The sequence below is a fragment of the Sinorhizobium sp. P24N7 genome (genome assembly GCF_042436655.1).
In the GTDB taxonomy this organism is placed as follows: Bacteria; Pseudomonadota; Alphaproteobacteria; order Rhizobiales; family Rhizobiaceae; genus Sinorhizobium; species Sinorhizobium meliloti_A.
The window spans coordinates 243483-259938 of record NZ_JBHMIW010000006.1 but is presented as its reverse complement, the minus strand read 5'-3'; the positions used below and the strand labels follow the sequence as shown (position 1 = coordinate 259938).

Genomic DNA, 16456 nt, shown 5'->3' with positions numbered 1-16456 from the left:
CGAATGCATGAAGCCGGACGCCCAAGTCCGCGAGGAGAGAAGAATGAGCGGTAGCGACAATCCCTATCAAGGTTCCTTCGGCACCCAGATGACGGGCTCGGCCTCTTTCGGCGGACAGCCGGCAAGCACTTCGAGCGCCCCGAACGGCCCGATCCCGGACGACCTGATCAGGGAGACGACCACCGCCGCCTTTACCCGCGACGTGCTCGAGGCATCGCGCCAGCAGCCGGTGCTCGTCGACTTCTGGGCGCCCTGGTGCGGGCCCTGCAAACAACTGACCCCCATCATCGAGAAGGTGGTGAGGGAGGCCGCCGGCCGGGTGAAGCTCGTCAAGATGAACATCGACGACCATCCATCGATCGCCGGCCAGCTCGGCATTCAGTCCATTCCCGCGGTGATCGCCTTCATCGATGGACGCCCGGTCGATGGTTTCATGGGCGCCGTGCCCGAAAGCCAGATCAAAGAGTTCATCGATCGGATCGCCGGTCCCGCCGCAGACGACGGCAAGGCAGAGATCGAGAGCGTGCTTGCCGATGCCAAGGCGCTGATCGATGCAGGCGACGCGCAGAACGCCGCCGGACTTTACGGTGCCGTTCTCCAGGCCGACCCGGAAAACGCCGCGGCTGTCGCCGGCATGATCGAATGCATGATTGCCCTCGGGCAGGTCGCCGAGGCGCGCCAGGCGCTTTCGGGCCTGCCGGAAGCACTCGCCGCGGAAGCGGCCGTCGCCGCCGTCTCGAAAAAGCTCGACCAGATCGAGGAGGCCCGCAAGCTCGGCGACCCGGCCGCGCTGGAGCGCCAGCTCGCGCTCGACCCGGACGACCACGCGGCACGGCTCAAGCTCGCCAAGCTCCGCAATGTCGAGGGCGACCGCACCGCCGCCGCCGAACATCTCCTCACGATCATGAAGCGCGACCGCAGCTTCGAGGACGACGGCGCCCGGCGCGAACTGCTGTCGTTCTTCGAGGTATGGGGACCGAAGGACCCCGCAACGATCGCGGCGCGGCGCAAGCTGTCGTCGATTCTCTTTTCGTAAGCGGCCTCCGCGTCGAATTTTTCAGCTCCACCCGATCGATTCCCGTGTATTTCTCCCTTGAGATTTCGAAGAGCCGCACCATTTTTTGGTCCTACGGCACCGCGCCTCGATGAGGCGCGGCCGCTATCTGCAGGGTCTGTCGGAATGCATGTCGGAAATGCGCGCTATCTCGGTCCGAAGGACTTACCGGAGATTCTTCCGGTGTTTCCCTTGACGGGCGCGCTGCTGCTGCCCGGCGCACAGCTTCCGCTCAACATCTTCGAGCCGCGCTATCTCGCCATGTTCGACGATGCGCTCGCCGGCAACCGGCTGATCGGCATCGTTCAGCCCTCCTTCGCGGAAGGCCGCAACGAGATCGACGCCTCGTCGGTGCCGGCGCTTTGCCAGGTGGGCTGCATCGGCCGGATCACCTCTTTCGCCGAGACCGGCGACGGCCGCTACATCACCTCTCTCACCGGCGTGTGCCGCTTCCGGCTTTTCGCGGAGGTGGCCGGCTGTCGCGGCTACCGCCGGTTCCGCATCGGCCCCTTCGGGAGCGATCTCGAAAATCCGGACGACGAGAGCCTCGTCGACCGGGAGGCGCTTCTCGCAGCCTTTCGGGCCTATCTCGACGCCAACAAGCTCGAAGCCGACTGGGAAAGCGTGGAACGCGCAAGCAACCGAACCCTCGTCAACTCCATGGCAATGATGTCGCCCTATGGACCGGCGGAAAAACAGGCATTGCTGGAGGCCCCCGACCTGAAGACGCGGGCCGAAACGCTGATCGCCATCACCGAGATCGTGCTCGCCCGCAATTTCGGCGACCTCGACAATATTCTGCAATGAAACGAGCGATGGACATCAACGCCAGCAAGGTCGATCCGAAACTCCTGGAACTGCTCGTCTGCCCTCTGACCAAGGGCCGCCTCAGCTACGATCCGGAAGCCAACGAACTGGTGTCCGAAAAGGCCCGCCTTGCCTATCCGATCCGCGACGGCGTGCCGATCATGCTGGTTTCCGAGGCGCGCAAGATCGAGGATTGAAAACCGATGTGCGGCGGTCAGGCTGCCTGATCTGCCGTGTGGTTTGCCCCTCTCCGCGGGTTTGACCCGAAACTGGCCCTTCTCCCCGGGCCGACACAGGCGCAAACGGTGGCGTTCAAATCGGCTCGCCGGCGAGCAGCCGCGGATCGGCTCTGCCGGGAGTGCCCGCCGCTTGGCGGATGAAGAACTTCTTGAGCGACGGCAGGCGATCGACGAGGCCGAGGCCGAGATCGCGCACGACCCGCACGGGCATGATGTCGTTGGAGAAGAGCCGGTTGAGGACATCGGTCGTAACGCCCATCCGGAAGGTATCGAAGCGTCGCCACGTCTGGTAGCGCTCCAGAACCGCGAGCGAGCCGATATCGAGGCCCAGGCGGTCCGCCTCGACGATCGTTTCGGCGAGGGCCGCGACATCCTTGAAGCCGAGATTGAGCCCCTGGCCGGAAATCGGGTGGATGCCGTGCGCGGCATCCCCGGCGAGCGCGAAACGCGGCGCGACGAAGTCGCGGGCAAGCGTGAGGCCGAGCGGGAAGGCACGCCGGCCGCCGACCACCTTGAGACGGCCGAGCTTATGGCCGAAACGGCGCTCCAGTTCCTCCTCGAAGATGAAATCGTCCTCCTTCACCAGACGCTCGGCATCATAGGTGCTCTCGGTCCAGACGAGCGAGGAGCGGTTATTCTTGAGCGGCAGCGTCGCGAAGGGACCGGCAGGCAGGAAATGCTCCTCCGCCGTCCCGCCGTGCGGGCGCTCGTGCTCGACGGTGGTGACGATGCCCGACTGGCCGTAATCGAACTCCACGACCTTGATGCCCGCCGCCTCGCGCAGCCTCGAACGAACACCGTCGCAGGCGACCAGCAGCCGCGCCTCGATCGTCTCGCCGCCCGCCAGAGTGACGGCGACGGAATGATCTCCGCTCCGGAAACTCTCCACCACGGTCGACTGCCGGATCGGGGCGCCAAGTTCGTCGCAGGCGCGGCGCAGCGCACCGACGAGCGCCGTATTCGGCACCATATGAGCGAAGGGGCGGCCGTCGCCATTGTCCTCGCCCTCGCCCCCGCCTTCGAATGTAAGGAATACCGGTCGGACCGGATCGGCCGTCTTCGAATCGGTGATCACCATCCTGCGGATCGGTTCGGCCTCGGGTGCGATCGCCTGCCAGACGCCCAGGACGTCGAGCATCCGCTCGGCAGCGGCGGCGACGGCCGATGCCCGTTCGTCCTTCTTCCACACGCCTTCCGGCGCGGCATCGACGACCATGACGTCGAGATGGGGGGCCGCCTTTTTCAGCGATACGGCAAGCGAGAGGCCGACATAGCCGCCCCCGGCAATCAGAACGTCGATCATCCGTCTCGTCTCCCGTCGCACTTGAAGCATCATCTCGTGCCTATATAGATCAATGCCAACGCCGTTCCTACCATCGGAGACCGCCGAAAATGTCGCGCCCTACCGAGACCGCCACGCCCATGGATGCGCTCCTTGCAATACTCGACCTCGAGAAGCTCGAGGAAAACCTGTTCCGGGGCTTGAGCCCGCAGGTCGGCTGGCAGCGGGTCTTCGGCGGCCAGGTGATCGGCCAGGCGCTGGTCGCCGCCCAGCGCACGGTCGACGGGGGACGCTACGTTCACTCGCTGCACGCCTATTTCATGCGTCCGGGCGACCCTTCCGTTCCGATCATCTACGAGGTCGACCGGATCCGCGACGGCTCGAGCTTCGCGACGCGGCGCGTGGTGGCGATCCAGCACGGCAGGGCCATCTTCGCCATGTCCGCCTCCTTCCAGTACGACGAGGATGGATTCGAGCACCAGTTCGACATGCCGGAGGTGCCGATGCCGGAGACGCTGCCGGGCGAGCAGGAACTCAAGGAGAAGTTTCTCGTCCACGCGCCGGAGGCGATCCGCCGCTATTGGGAGCGGCCGCGGCCGATCGAGATCCGGCCCGTCTCGCTCGAACACTATTTCTCGCGCGCGAAGGCGTCCCCGAAGCAGGACGTATGGGTGAAGGCGGTCGGGACGGTGCCTGACGAGCGCCATCTCCAGGCCGCGGTCCTCGCCTATCTCTCCGACATGACGCTCCTCGACACGTCGCTTTACGCACACGGCACATCGGTCTTCGACCGCAGCCTCCAGGTCGCCAGCCTCGACCACGCCATGTGGTTCCACCGGCCCTCGAAAATGGACGATTGGCTGCTCTATACCCAGGACAGTCCCAGCGCGCATGGTGCCCGCGGAATGACCCGCGGCAGTCTTTTCGACCGCTCCGGCGTTCTGATCGCCTCTGTCGCCCAGGAAGGATTGATCCGCAAAAAGGCAATTGCGTAAATTTTTGCCATTTTTCAGATTCTGCTCATATTTTAATCATTCCGACTGGCCTATTTTCAGCGCTCCGCGGAAGCCCCCTCGCCGAACGTGTTTTTTCCATTAGATTTCAGTGGTTTGTTCTGCCTCATCGAATCTGGCACGCCCCTTGAATGTAGCTATCCGGTTGCCAGCGCGTCAGGCGCTCAAGCAGCAAGGAGAGACGGCCTCCGCTGGAGGCAGACAAGGATGGGAACTCGATGAAAATTGTGATGGCCATTATCAAGCCGTTCAAGCTCGATGAGGTTCGCGAAGCCCTCACTGCCGTTGGCATCCAGGGTTTGACCGTGACCGAAGTGAAGGGCTACGGCCGCCAGAAGGGGCACACCGAGATTTACCGCGGCACCGAATATGCCGTGAGCTTTCTGCCTAAGCTGAAGGTCGAGATCGCGGTCGCGACGGAGATCGTCGACAAGGCCGTCGAAGCCATCGCTTCGGCCGCCAAGACCGGCCAGATCGGCGACGGCAAGATCTTCGTCTACTCGATTGACCATGCCGTGCGCATCCGCACCGGCGAGACCGACTCAGAAGCGTTGTAAACCACGCCGTTCAGGGAGCTATTTTCGATGTCGTCATTCACCCTTTCCACCTCTCTTCGACGCGTGGGAGCGACTGCTGCCGCGATGCTCGCGCCGGTCGTCGCGTTTGCCCAGGAAGCGGCGCCCGCCGCGGCCGCAACGCCGGTGCCGGACAAGGCCGATACCACCTTCATGTTCCTTTCGACCCTTCTCGTCCTGTTCATGCTGATTCCGGGCCTCGCCCTATTCTACGGCGGCCTCGTGCGCGCCAAGAACATGCTGTCGGTGCTGATGCAGTGCACGGTCATCGGCGCCGTCATGATGATCGTCTGGGTCGTCTACGGTTATTCATTTGCCTTCGGCGGCTCGACGAGCGCCTATTTCGGCGGCTTCGCCAAGCTCTTCCTCGCGGGCGTGACCGTCGACAGCACCGCGGCGACCTTCTCCGATGGCGTCGTCATTCCGGAATATCTTTTCATGCTGTTCCAGATGACCTTCGCCGCGATCACCCCGGCGCTCATCGTCGGCGCCTTTGCCGAGCGCATCAAGTTCTCGGCCGCGATCCTCTTCGCCATCCTCTGGGCGACATTCGTCTATTTCCCGATTGCGCACATGGTCTGGGACGCCAACGGCCTGCTCTTCGGCATGGGCGCGCTCGATTTCGCCGGCGGCACCGTGGTCCACATCAATGCCGGCGTCGCCGGCCTCGTCGGTGCATTCATGGTCGGCAAGCGCACCGGCTACGGCCGGGACATGATGGCCCCGCATTCCATGACCCTGACGCTCGTCGGCGCTGCCATGCTGTGGTTCGGATGGTTCGGCTTCAACGCCGGCTCCAATCTCGAAGCCTCCGGCGGTGCGGTTCTCGCCACCGTCAACACCTTCCTCGCAACGGCTGCCGCAGTCCTTTCGTGGTCACTCGTCGAGACGCTTACGCGCGGCAAGGCTTCGATGCTCGGTGCCGCATCGGGCATGATCGCCGGGCTCGTCGCCGTCACGCCGGCGGCCGGTATCGCCGGTCCGATGGGCGCGATCATCATGGGCCTGATCGTCTCGCCGCTCTGCTACTTCTTCGTCTCGGTGATCAAGAACAAGTTCCACTATGACGACACGGCAGATGTCTTCGGCGTACACGGCGTCGGCGGCTTCTTCGGCGCGATCGCGACCGGCGTCTTCGCCTCCTCCTCGCTCGGCGGCATCGGCTATGCCGACGGCGTGACCATGGGAAGCCAGTTGATGACCCAGATCACGGCCGTCGCCATCACGATCGTCTGGTGCGGTATCGTATCCGCCATCCTCTACAAGGTGGTCGATGCGCTTGTCGGCCTTCGCGTATCGATGGAAGCGGAGCGGGAAGGGCTCGACCTCTCCTCGCATGGCGAAGCCGCCTATCACGCGAGCTGAGCAGCGTCGGCAAACGACGCCGCCAAAAGTCCCGTCGCGGTCCGCAGTCTGCGGATCGCCCTTGGCCCGGATCTCGCGATCCGGGCCTTTTTTTGCTGCATACGCGTCCCAGCGGCAATTTTGCCGGCACACGCGCATGGTTAATGTCACATTAACCCTACTTCGCTTAGGTTGATTCCATGGGCACGCAATGTGCTCGGAGCATCCCGCTTTTCGCCCTGATTGAGGGTGAGAAGGCTGCTCCTCACCAAAAGGGCTGGAATATTCACGGGCGGCCTTTTCGCGCGCTCTCGTTCCGGCGGATCGAAACGGGCAAAGCAGGCAACATGAGCAGAAGCAATACCGCAACGCTTGACAGCCGTTCCAACCGGTTCGTGCTGACCCACTTCGTCTGGCGGCAGATCGCCTCGCTGGCGGGGTTCGTTCTCGTAGGTGCGCTGGCGCTCGCCATTGCCGCCCTTTCGACATGGAACGTCGCGGATCCTAGCTTTTCCTATGCAACGTCGAACGAGCCGACCAACCTGCTCGGCTATGGCGGCGCCGTCTTCGCGGACATCTTCATGCAGTTCTTCGGCCTGGCTAGCGTCGTGGCGCTGCTGCCGGCTGTCGCCTGGTCTCTCGTTCTCATCCGCGGCACGCATTTCGACAAGGTGCTCAAGCGGCTCGGCCTGTGGTTCGCCGGCTCGGTGCTGGCGAGCGCGGCCTTGAGCTGCGTTCCGGCGCCGATCACCTGGCCGCTGCCGAACGGCCTCGGAGGCGTGTTCGGCGACATGATCCTTCGTTTTCCCGCGCTCTTCACCGGAACCTTCCCGACGGGCACCTTCGCGACCGTACTCGCCTGCCTCTTTACCGCACCGGCCGCCTGGTGCCTCGTCTACAGCGCCGGCCTCATCGGCGTCAGCGAGGATGAAGAAGCAGAACCGGCACCGGAGCCTGCACCCAGCAAGGCGCGCACCATACGCGACGAACTCGAAGAGGAAGACGAAGAAGGCCCCCTTACGGTGCTGATGGGCTCGCTCGCCCATATGCGCTACACGGCGCAGGCCAGGCTTCGCCGTGCCTTCGGCATGGGAGCAAAGCCGGCGAAGCGGCAGTATGACGAGCCCTACGACTTCAACAACGACGAATTCGGCACATTGAACGAGCCGGTCCGGCCGAAGGCGCAGGCCGGTCGTATCGAGCCCTCGCTCGATCGCACCGAGCGCCGCATCGTCACTCCGCCGCCGATCACGGGCGACGAAGACGACCCGCCCTTCGATATCGATGAGCGACGGCCCGCCGGCATCCTGCCGGACGACGAAGACGACGTGGCCGCAGACTGGGCTCCGCGGCCTGCACCGCCGAAGCCGGCTGTGGCAATGGTGGGTTCGCGCGTCGCCCCGCCGCCGCCGCGGCCGAAAGCCGGGCAGCGCGTCGAGCGCGAGGCGCAGCGCTCGTTCGTCGATGAAGACGGCGATTTCACGCTTCCGCCGATCCATTTCCTCGCCGAGCCGAAGAATGTCGCCCGCGACGCCTCGCTTTCGGCCGATGCGCTCGAGCAGAACGCCCGCATGCTCGAAGGCGTTCTCGAGGATTTCGGCGTCAAGGGCGAGATCATCCATGTCCGCCCCGGCCCCGTCGTCACCCTCTATGAGCTGGAACCCGCGCCCGGGATCAAATCGTCGCGGGTCATCGGTCTCGCCGACGACATCGCCCGTTCCATGAGCGCGATCGCCGCACGCGTCGCCGTCGTACCCGGCCGCAACGCCATCGGCATCGAGCTGCCGAACCAGCGGCGCGAGATGGTCTATCTGCGCGAACTGATCGGCTCCCGCGACTTCGAGACGACCAAGACGAAGCTCGCCATGGCGCTCGGCAAGACGATCGGCGGCGAATCCGTCGTTGCCGATCTCGCCAAGATGCCGCATCTGCTCGTCGCCGGCACCACCGGCTCGGGCAAGTCGGTGGCGATCAACACCATGATCCTGTCGCTGCTCTACCGGCTGAGACCCGATCAGTGCCGTCTCATCATGATCGATCCGAAGATGCTCGAGCTCTCCGTCTATGACGGCATCCCGCACCTTCTCTCGCCGGTCGTGACGGACCCCAAGAAGGCGGTCGTGGCGCTGAAATGGACCGTGCGCGAGATGGAAGAGCGCTACAAGAAGATGTCGAAGATCGGCGTGCGCAACATCGACGGCTTCAACAGCCGCGTCGAGCAGGCGCTGGCCAAGGGCGAGGCGATCACGCGCACCGTCCAGACCGGCTTCGACCGACAGACCGGCGAGGCCGTCTACGAGACGGAGGAATTCGATCTTTCGCCGATGCCCTATATCGTCGTCATCATCGACGAGATGGCCGACCTGATGATGGTCGCCGGCAAGGATATCGAAGGCGCCGTTCAGCGGCTTGCGCAGATGGCGCGTGCTGCCGGCATCCACGTCATCATGGCGACACAGCGCCCCTCGGTCGACGTCATCACCGGCACGATCAAGGCGAACTTCCCGACCCGCATCTCCTTCCAGGTGACCTCCAAGATCGACAGCCGCACCATCCTCGGCGAACAGGGAGCCGAACAGCTCCTGGGCATGGGCGACATGCTCTACATGGCCGGCGGCGGCCGTATCCAGCGCGTGCACGGACCCTTCGTCTCGGACACCGAGGTCGAAGAGGTGGTTGCCTATCTGAAGACGCAAGGCGTGCCGCAATATCTCGACGCGATCACCGAGGACGACGAGGACGAGAGTGACGGCGGCGGGCCGGCCGGCACCTCCAACCTCGCCGATTCCGAGGACCCCTACGACCAGGCGGTGGCGATCGTGCTGCGCGACGGCAAGGCTTCGACCTCCTACGTGCAGCGCCGCCTCGGTATCGGCTATAATAGGGCCGCCTCGCTGATCGAGCGGATGGAACAGGAAGGCATCATCAGCCCCGCGAACCACGCCGGAAAGCGCGAAATACTGGTGCCGACCGAAGCGGAGATCACCGGCCGGTAAGACAGCGCCACAGCGGCGTGATCAGCGCGCGGCGGGCGGTAACGGTCATTTGAAGGCGTCGTGTTTTCGGGGTTTTCCAACGCCTTGAAGGCGCCCCACTTGCCCTTCAAATGGTCACGAATGAAGGAGACTGCGATGATGGAGACCAAAACCGACGGCCGCAACGGGGCAATCTCGCGGCGCGTCTTCGTTGGCGGCCTGGCGGCTCTCGCCGGCTTCGGCGCCACGACGTTTGGCGCCGGCGACGCTTCGGCTCAGGCGTCCGCCGTTGCCCAGAGGATCGCGGATCATTTCTCGTCCGTGAAGACCATGGCCGGCGAATTCGTCCAGTTCGGCCCGCGCGGCGAACAGACGGGCGGCAAGTTCTATATCCGCCGGCCGGGTCGCATCCGCTTCAATTACGAAGCACCCTCGCCGATGCGGGTCATCGCCGACGGCAAGTCCGTCGTCATCGGCAATATGAAGCTCAAGACCTGGGATATCTATCCGCTCTCGAAGACCCCGCTCAATCTGCTGCTCAGCGAAAGGATCGACTTGAGCAGCAGGATGGTACGCGACGTGAGGGTGGAAGCGGACCTCATCACCATCGTACTCGGCGACCGCTCCATCTTCGGAGATTCGACCATCACGATGATGTTCGATCCGAAGAGCTACAATCTGCGGCAGTGGACGATCACCGATGCGCAAAAGAAGGACACCTCGGTGATGATCTTCAACGTCCGGACCGGCATCGCGCTCGACGACAAGGTCTTCCGCATCCCCTATGACGAGGTGCGCAACAAGCGCCGCGGCGGCTGATCGCGAAATGCTCCGACGTTGAAACCAGGCACTTCAGAACGGAAGACATTCTTCCTGGAAGTGCTTTGCCTTAAGCCTGTTGAGGTGCGGGATCCCCGGCGCGGGCTCGCGCCGCAGAGACGACACAAATCCCGCGCTGACCGATGCGCTCGACAAGCTTGCCCGCTTGCGGCGACGGTCATCTCTGAAAATCCTTCAGGAACCTGCGCATGGCGTGGTGGAAATCGGCGACGTATCGCGCCTTGTCTTCCGCCTTGGGGGTGATCTGGACGAAGCGTGCAGCGGGGATTTTCTCCGCCAGCGCACGCGCGTGGGCGATGGGATGAACGAGATCGCGTTCATGGCCGATGACGAGCGTCGGGACGGCGATGCGGGCGAGATCAGCCTCCGTGACTCCCGGGCCGTCGCTGGAAACGGCGGTGAGGAGCGCGGCGGTGACCTCGATGGGTTCCCGCGCAAAAAAGCCGGTGAGCGAGGCCAGATTGTCCGGCGCGGCCGCCGCAAGACGCTGCCCGATGGGACCTTCAAGGAAAGCGGCCTTTGCCGCTGGCGGCGGCAGACGGGTCAAAAGGTGGCCGACTTCGGCATTCGGGATCATATTTTCCGGCGCCGATGCCGTCAGCCAGGCGGGCCGGGCAAGGACAAGGGCCCGTACGAGATCGGGACGCTTTACGGCCAGGCGAAGCGAAATCGCCGCGCCCATGGAAATGCCGCCGATGATGACAGGCACGCCCAGATTGGCCTCCACATAGGCGGCAACGTCATTCGCGAAGGTTTCGATCGAAAGCCTGTCGAGTCCGCCGGACTGCGATCGACCATGACCGCGGGCCTCGATCGTGACGCGACGGAAGCCGGATTCGCCAGGAAACGCTTCGGAGGCCTGGCCCGCGTCGCCGCAAAGTCCGTGCAGGAAGACAACCGGCGTGCCCTCGCCCGCCGTGTCGACATTCAGCCGCGTGCCGTCGCGTGTCTCGAAGTTTATGCTCATGGCCCCGCCTCGAGCTTTTCGGAGAGGAAGCGGGCAACGTCTTTGGCCTCGCTTGCTGCAAGCCCATGAGCGATCAGGCTGCCGGTAAAGCCGATGGCCTTCAGGCGAGCGAGGTAATGTGCGTAGTCGAGCACCCCCTTTCCAGCGGTCGCAAAACTGCCGTCCGGATTCCGGTCCTTCGCATGCGCCATCACGATGCGGTCGGCGAGAAGATCGATTGCCGCGGACACGGTCGTCCGCTGCTCGTCAAGCGTTGTCGTTTCAAAGAGATTGGCGGGGTCGAGCACGATTTTGATACGCGGGCTCCGCATCTCGTCGATCAGCCGGCGGGCCTTTTCCGCCGAGTTGACGACATTGGCAAGCTCCGGCTCGATGCCGAGATCGACGTCGCAGCGGTCTGCAATGCCGATCGCCGTCTCCATGGCCCGGAGCAGATCGCGCCAGGCTTCCGGCGTGTCGTTTTCGGGGTGCTCCCTCCACTGGTCGAGCGGATCACGCGTGCCGGTGCAGAGCGTGATGAGGCGGGTGGACATGGCGTGGCTGCGTTCCGCCAGAACGGCCAGCCGGCGGTGGCCGGCCTCGCGCATCGCCTGGTCGGGATGGATCATATTGTAGGTGCCGGAGACCGCCGCGATTTCGATACCGGCCTTCTTCGCCGCATCGGCAACGGCGCACGCCTGCCGCTCGTCGATGCCTTCAGGCATGGAGGCGAGGCCCGAGCAGGCCATGTTGTATTGCGCGGCGGCAAACCCGGCAGCCGCGACGGCATCGAGCACCGCACCCGGTTGCGTGCCTTCAAAGGTCTTGGCGAAGATTCCGAGCTTCATCAGACGCCACCCTCGACATCGGCAAGCGCAACCGCCTTGCCGCTCGCCACCGAACGGGCGATGGCGACCATGGCGCGCACCGAGGCGAGGCCGTCGTCGATGCCGGCGCCTTCCATCGCCGCACCATCGAGGATGGTGCGTGCAAAACCTTCGACCTGGCGGCGATAGAAATGACCGTCAGCACCGAGCACCCGATGCGTCGCGCCCTCGGCCTCGCGGAAAATGTCCACCTCGCTCGTCTTGTAGTACCAGGGGTTATAGGTCTTGCCGAGAACGCTGCCCTTCTCGCCGTAAATCTGGAAACCCTCGTGCCAGTCCATGCGGACTTGCACGGTCAGATCGAGATGGCCGAGCGTGCCGGAAGCGAACTCGGCGTCGACGAACCAGCACCAGATGCCGGCCCGTTCGGAAAGCCGCGCCTGCACCGAGACGATGTCGCCGCCGAAGTAACGCGCCGTGTCGATCAGGTGGCAGCCATGGGCCAGCATGTAGTAGCGGCGCAGATCCGCCTTCGGATTGGCGTAAGGCTTTTTCGCATTGGCGCTGGTAACGATCAGCGGCTGGACGGCATCCGTCATCGCATAGCGGTGCGTGCTGTCGCAATACCAGGCCTTGAGGGCGATCATCTCGCCCATCTCGTCGGCAATGAAGGCTTTTGCCGCCTGGAGACCGGCATCAAAGCGCTTCATGTGGCCGACCTGAAATATCTTGCCGGACTTTTCGACGGCCTCTCTGAGATCGAGGCATTCCTCGACCGTCACGCCGACGGGTTTTTCGCAGAGCACATGCTTGCCGGCTTCGAGTGCGCGCAGCGAGGCCGGGACGTGGAAGGCGTCGGCGGTCGCGATGATCACGGCTTCGATATCGGGATCGGCAAGCATCCTGTCGTAGTCGTCGTAGGTCTTCGCTGCACCGTGGGTAATCGCCATGCGTTCGCGCAGGTCATCGGCGACATCGCAGATAGCATGGAGATCGGCATTGACAGCCTTCGTGCAGGCCTCGAAATGAGCGGCCTGGGCGATCTGCCCGGCACCGAGCACACCCACTCGAAGGCGGCGTTCCTGTTTTGCTGGCATTCTAGAGTTCCTTAAGTTTGTTCACAGAGCGGCAGCCCGTCGGGCGTCAAAGTGAGTGGTGTGTACGGTTTTCCGCGCGCATCCCGCTCTAACTCCCGGAAGCCGGTCACGAAGTTTCAGGTCCATCCGGCATGAAAACATCGTGATCTAGAGCGTGATCCATCTTCCTTCGGCGCTGCCTGAGCGCAGCGTCGCGTCGATGAACCTCATTCCTCGCACCCCGGCGTCTATGCCGGGCAAGAGGAGAGATTTCGAGGGCGCGGCCACGCCGGTAAGGCGAGCTTCGAGCTGGTCCGCCATGTCGGCGTAAAGTTGCGAAAGCGCCTCGACGAAGCCTTGTGGATGTCCGGGCGGCATGTGTCCTTTGACCACAGTGCCATGTGAAGCGCGATCGATGGTAATCCGCTGCCCGCCCAGCGGGCAGAAGTGCAGAACGTTCGCGTCTGCCACACCCCAGCCGAGCGACGCTTTGTCGCCATAAATCTCTATGCGAAGACCATTGGTCTTCCCTATCGCGACCTGGCTTGCCCATAAGCTGCCCTTGGCGCCATTTTCGAACCGAAGCTGAACGGAAACGTTGTCGTCGACCTGTCGCCCGGGGACAAAGCTGTCGACCTCGGCCGACACCGTGATGCACTGGAGCCCGCTGATAAACTCGGCAAGGTGGAAGGCATGCGTTCCGATATCGCCGAGGCTACCCGCGCCGCTTCGCTTCGGATCGGTGCGCCATTCGGCCTGTTTGTTGCCCTCGGCCTCGGTCGCTGAGGCGAGCCATTCCTGGGGAAACTCAACCCGCACGAGTCGGATTTCGCCGATGGCTCCGCTTTCGACGACAGCGCGTGCTTCCCGAACCATGTCGAAGCCGGCATTCGTGTAGCTGACGCCGAAAAGCGCTGTGCCGGCCTTTGCCGCCTGCTCGACTTCGAGAGCCTCGGGGAGCGTCGCGGTCAGCGGCTTGTCGCACATGACGCTGATGCCCGACGCCAGGAAGGCAAGAGAAGCGGGAGCGTGGATGTGGTTGGGCGTTACGACGGCCACGAGGTCGATGCCGTCGTCGCGTCCGGCCTCGGCGGCCGCCATGGCGGCAAAGTCGGTGTAGCTGCGATCGCGGTCGAGATACAGCGCGTCGGCACTTTCCAGGGCGCGCGTCGGATCACTCGACAGCGCACCGGCGACAAACTCGAAACGATGCGTCATCGCCGCCGCGCGGCGGTGGACTGCACCGAAGAAGGCGCCCTGACCGCCACCCACCATACCCAGTCTGAAACGTCGAGAAGCCATGCAAAAGTCCGTCAGGGCCATCGGCCCTTGAGTGATGGAGAGCCTGTGCCCGGCGGGCGGTTTGCCGAGTACAAGTCCCCATCCCGGCCGAAACAGGGGCGGGATGGGGAATGGAAAAGGACTAGTTCGCAGTCTTGCCGCAGGTCGTCAGCGCGTCCTCCGGGGTGCAAACCTCGGTACCGGTCTTGATGAACGGCTCCACTTTTTCGCCCTTGGTCAGCTTGTCCAGCGCCATGATGGTTTCATAACCCATGTCATAGGGACGCTGGCCGATGTTGTAGTGGCTGAGTCCTTCGGCCAGCAGGGGCAACTGCGGGCCGAAATTGTCGCCGAACACCACAACCAGGTCCTTGCTGTCGAGGCGTGCCTTGAGCGGCTCCATGGCCTGCTTGTAAGCCTGCGGAGCATACTGGGCCCAGCCGCCGACCGCGATGAAAGCGCTAAGCTCGGGGTTGTTTGTCATCACGTCGCGCACCTGCTGGGCGGCAAGCGTGATGTCGTCATTATTATAGACAGGGCAACCTGCCGGCTCGATCCATCCGTTCTGGCCGGTCAGCGTTTCCGCACCCTTGTCCTTCGTGACGCCCGCAAGAGTGTCGCGGATGCCTTGGACGCGGGCTTTCAGGTTCTCGGATGCAGGCGCACCCGACTGGATGCAGACGGTGCCGCCGTCCTTCTTGGTCTCCAGCACCTTCTGCGCCAATGCGATGCCGAATTCATAATTGTCGGTTCCGATGTAGGTCGAGCGCAGGCCTGCATCTTCGGGCAGAACGTCCGTGTCGAAAGTCACGACCGGAATGCCTTTATCCTGGGCCATTTTCATGATGCGAGCCATGGCCTTCGGGTTGCCGGCCGAAACGCCGAGGCCGGCCACTCCGCGGGTGACCATATCCTGGGCAAGCTGGACCTGCTTGGCTTCGTCATACTCGGTCGGGCCGAGATAGGTGCAGGTGACATCGCCCAGCTTCTTCGCGGCGGCCTCGCACCCCTGCTGGATCGGCGGGCTGAAGGCGTTGTTGAGCACCTTGAAGACGAGGGCGAATTCGCGATCGGCAGCGTTGGCCTGGGGCACAGTCAAGCCGACGGCCAGGCAGGCCACCGAAAGGGCTGCCGTGAGAGTGTGTACTGGTTGCATTGAAGTTCCTCCCTTTTCCTTGTTGATGCGGACGCGCTCACCGACGCAGCGAGCGGATTCTTTCGAGCAGGACCGCGGCTAGAATGAAACTTCCCACGAACATTCCCTGCCAGAACGGGTTTACCCCTGCGATGAGCAGGGCATTGCGGATAACCTCTACGAGGATCGCGCCGATGGCTGCGCCGAGCGCAGTGCCGAACCCGCCTGTCAGCGACGCTCCGCCAATGACCGTCGACGCGATGACCTGCAACTCGTATCCGGTTCCGATCGCGTTGGTGACGGCGCCAAGCCAGCCGACCAGGAACACGGCCGTTATGGCGACCATCAGCCCGTTGAAGGCGTAGGCCGAGACCTTGATGAGGTCCACAGGGATACCCGCCACTCGCGCCGCAGCCTCGTTGCCGCCGATCGCGAACAGGTAGCGGCCCCACCGCGTCATGGTCAGCAGGAAATGCAGGATGATCACGCCGGCGACGAGAGCATAGACGACATTGGGCAGTCCGAAACTATAGCCACCGCCGAGCGCGATGATACCGTTGGTGGCCTGTCCGAATTCGTAGAACACCTCGTTGTTCGTGAGCACCAGCGCGAGGCTGCGTCCGATGGATAGGGTAGCAAGCGTGACGATGAATGGCGGGAGCTTGACGTAGGAGATGAGGACTCCGTTGACCATGCCGCAGACGACACCCATGGCGAGTGTCGCGAGGATGCCGACCGCGAGCGGCATGTCCGAATTGAGCACGATGCCGAGCGTCACCCCGCACATGCCGAGGATCGATCCGACGGAGATATCGATACCGCCGCTGATGAGCACCGGCGTCATGCCGAGCGCCATGATCCCGATGAAGCAGGCATTCTGGAAAATGTTGAGGAGGTTTCCGGAAGTCGCGAACTTTGCCGAGATGACCGATACGACCAGGCCTATCACCAGGATAGCCAGTGCTATCCACGTCTCCTGCGCAAGGAATACGCGGCTCCAGAAAGGGCGGTCGGAGCTCTTCAGGAGATCGACATCCATGTGGGGAACTTCCTCGGGAGCAC

General features: G+C 63.6%; 15 protein-coding genes. 8 read left to right on the top strand and 7 right to left on the bottom strand.

The genetic code is table 11. The features are described from left to right. Positions 1-43: 43 nt before the first annotated feature. The 3 genes from trxA (at position 44) to ACFHWW_RS12630 (ending at position 2058) form a co-directional block, all read left to right on the top strand. Positions 44-1036 carry a thioredoxin gene (gene trxA, locus ACFHWW_RS12640; protein WP_018097358.1) on the top strand — a complete coding sequence of 331 codons (993 nt, stop codon included), beginning with the start codon at positions 44-46 and terminating at the stop codon, positions 1034-1036. A 144-nt stretch (positions 1037-1180) separates the two neighbouring features. Beyond that, positions 1181-1861, top strand: coding sequence for an LON peptidase substrate-binding domain-containing protein (locus ACFHWW_RS12635; RefSeq protein ID WP_018097359.1), 681 nt, complete (start codon positions 1181-1183; stop codon positions 1859-1861). An 8-nt stretch (positions 1862-1869) separates the two neighbouring features. Then, positions 1870-2058: a Trm112 family protein gene (locus ACFHWW_RS12630; RefSeq protein WP_003537577.1), complete on the top strand. Its 189-nt coding sequence runs from the start codon at positions 1870-1872 to the stop codon at positions 2056-2058. 115 nt (positions 2059-2173) lie between these two features. Here the strand turns inward: ACFHWW_RS12630 and ACFHWW_RS12625 are convergent, their stop codons facing one another. Beyond that, positions 2174-3403 carry a ubiquinone biosynthesis hydroxylase gene (locus ACFHWW_RS12625; RefSeq protein WP_234841252.1) on the bottom strand — a complete coding sequence of 410 codons (1230 nt, stop codon included), beginning with the start codon at positions 3401-3403 and terminating at the stop codon, positions 2174-2176. 89 nt (positions 3404-3492) lie between these two features. Here ACFHWW_RS12625 and tesB point away from each other — a divergent pair, with 89 nt between their 5' ends. The 5 genes from tesB to ACFHWW_RS12600 all read left to right on the top strand — a co-directional run bounded on the left by tesB (position 3493) and on the right by ACFHWW_RS12600 (position 10108). Further along, positions 3493-4377, top strand: a complete 885-nt coding sequence (gene tesB / locus ACFHWW_RS12620; RefSeq protein ID WP_379938494.1) for an acyl-CoA thioesterase II — start codon at positions 3493-3495, stop codon at positions 4375-4377. 236 nt (positions 4378-4613) lie between these two features. Beyond that, the gene (locus ACFHWW_RS12615; RefSeq protein ID WP_018097362.1) at positions 4614-4952 is read left to right on the top strand and encodes a P-II family nitrogen regulator; all 339 of its coding nucleotides are present in this window, start codon (positions 4614-4616) and stop codon (positions 4950-4952) included. 27 nt (positions 4953-4979) lie between these two features. Beyond that, complete coding sequence (locus ACFHWW_RS12610; RefSeq protein ID WP_018097363.1) at positions 4980-6335, top strand: ammonium transporter; 1356 nt, start codon at positions 4980-4982, stop codon at positions 6333-6335. A gap of 326 nt (positions 6336-6661) precedes the next feature. Continuing rightward, entirely contained in the window at positions 6662-9310 is a 2649-nt protein-coding gene (locus tag ACFHWW_RS12605) for a DNA translocase FtsK (protein WP_275597173.1), read from the top strand. A 135-nt stretch (positions 9311-9445) separates the two neighbouring features. Next, entirely contained in the window at positions 9446-10108 is a 663-nt protein-coding gene (locus ACFHWW_RS12600; RefSeq protein WP_100672810.1) for an outer membrane lipoprotein carrier protein LolA, read from the top strand. A 178-nt stretch (positions 10109-10286) separates the two neighbouring features. Here ACFHWW_RS12600 and ACFHWW_RS12595 read toward each other — a convergent pair whose 3' ends face one another. The 6 genes from ACFHWW_RS12595 to ACFHWW_RS12570 form a co-directional block, all read right to left on the bottom strand. Continuing rightward, positions 10287-11096, bottom strand: a complete 810-nt coding sequence (locus ACFHWW_RS12595) for an alpha/beta fold hydrolase (RefSeq protein ID WP_100672734.1) — start codon at positions 11094-11096, stop codon at positions 10287-10289. Further along, on the bottom strand, positions 11093-11923 hold the full coding sequence (locus ACFHWW_RS12590; RefSeq protein WP_379938490.1) for a sugar phosphate isomerase/epimerase family protein: 831 nt from the start codon (positions 11921-11923) through the stop codon (positions 11093-11095). The genes ACFHWW_RS12595 and ACFHWW_RS12590 overlap by 4 nt, the downstream gene beginning before the upstream one ends. Then, complete coding sequence (locus tag ACFHWW_RS12585; protein WP_379938488.1) at positions 11923-12999, bottom strand: Gfo/Idh/MocA family protein; 1077 nt, start codon at positions 12997-12999, stop codon at positions 11923-11925. Before ACFHWW_RS12585 ends, ACFHWW_RS12590 begins: the two co-directional genes overlap by 1 nt. 147 nt (positions 13000-13146) lie before the next feature. Further along, positions 13147-14280, bottom strand: coding sequence for a Gfo/Idh/MocA family protein (locus tag ACFHWW_RS12580; RefSeq protein ID WP_379938486.1), 1134 nt, complete (start codon positions 14278-14280; stop codon positions 13147-13149). A 121-nt stretch (positions 14281-14401) separates the two neighbouring features. Beyond that, positions 14402-15415 carry a sugar-binding protein gene (locus ACFHWW_RS12575; RefSeq protein WP_100672731.1) on the bottom strand — a complete coding sequence of 338 codons (1014 nt, stop codon included), beginning with the start codon at positions 15413-15415 and terminating at the stop codon, positions 14402-14404. Between the two features lie 37 nt (positions 15416-15452). Continuing rightward, positions 15453-16433 carry an ABC transporter permease gene (locus ACFHWW_RS12570; protein ID WP_379938634.1) on the bottom strand — a complete coding sequence of 327 codons (981 nt, stop codon included), beginning with the start codon at positions 16431-16433 and terminating at the stop codon, positions 15453-15455. Between the last annotated feature and the right edge of the window lie 23 nt (positions 16434-16456).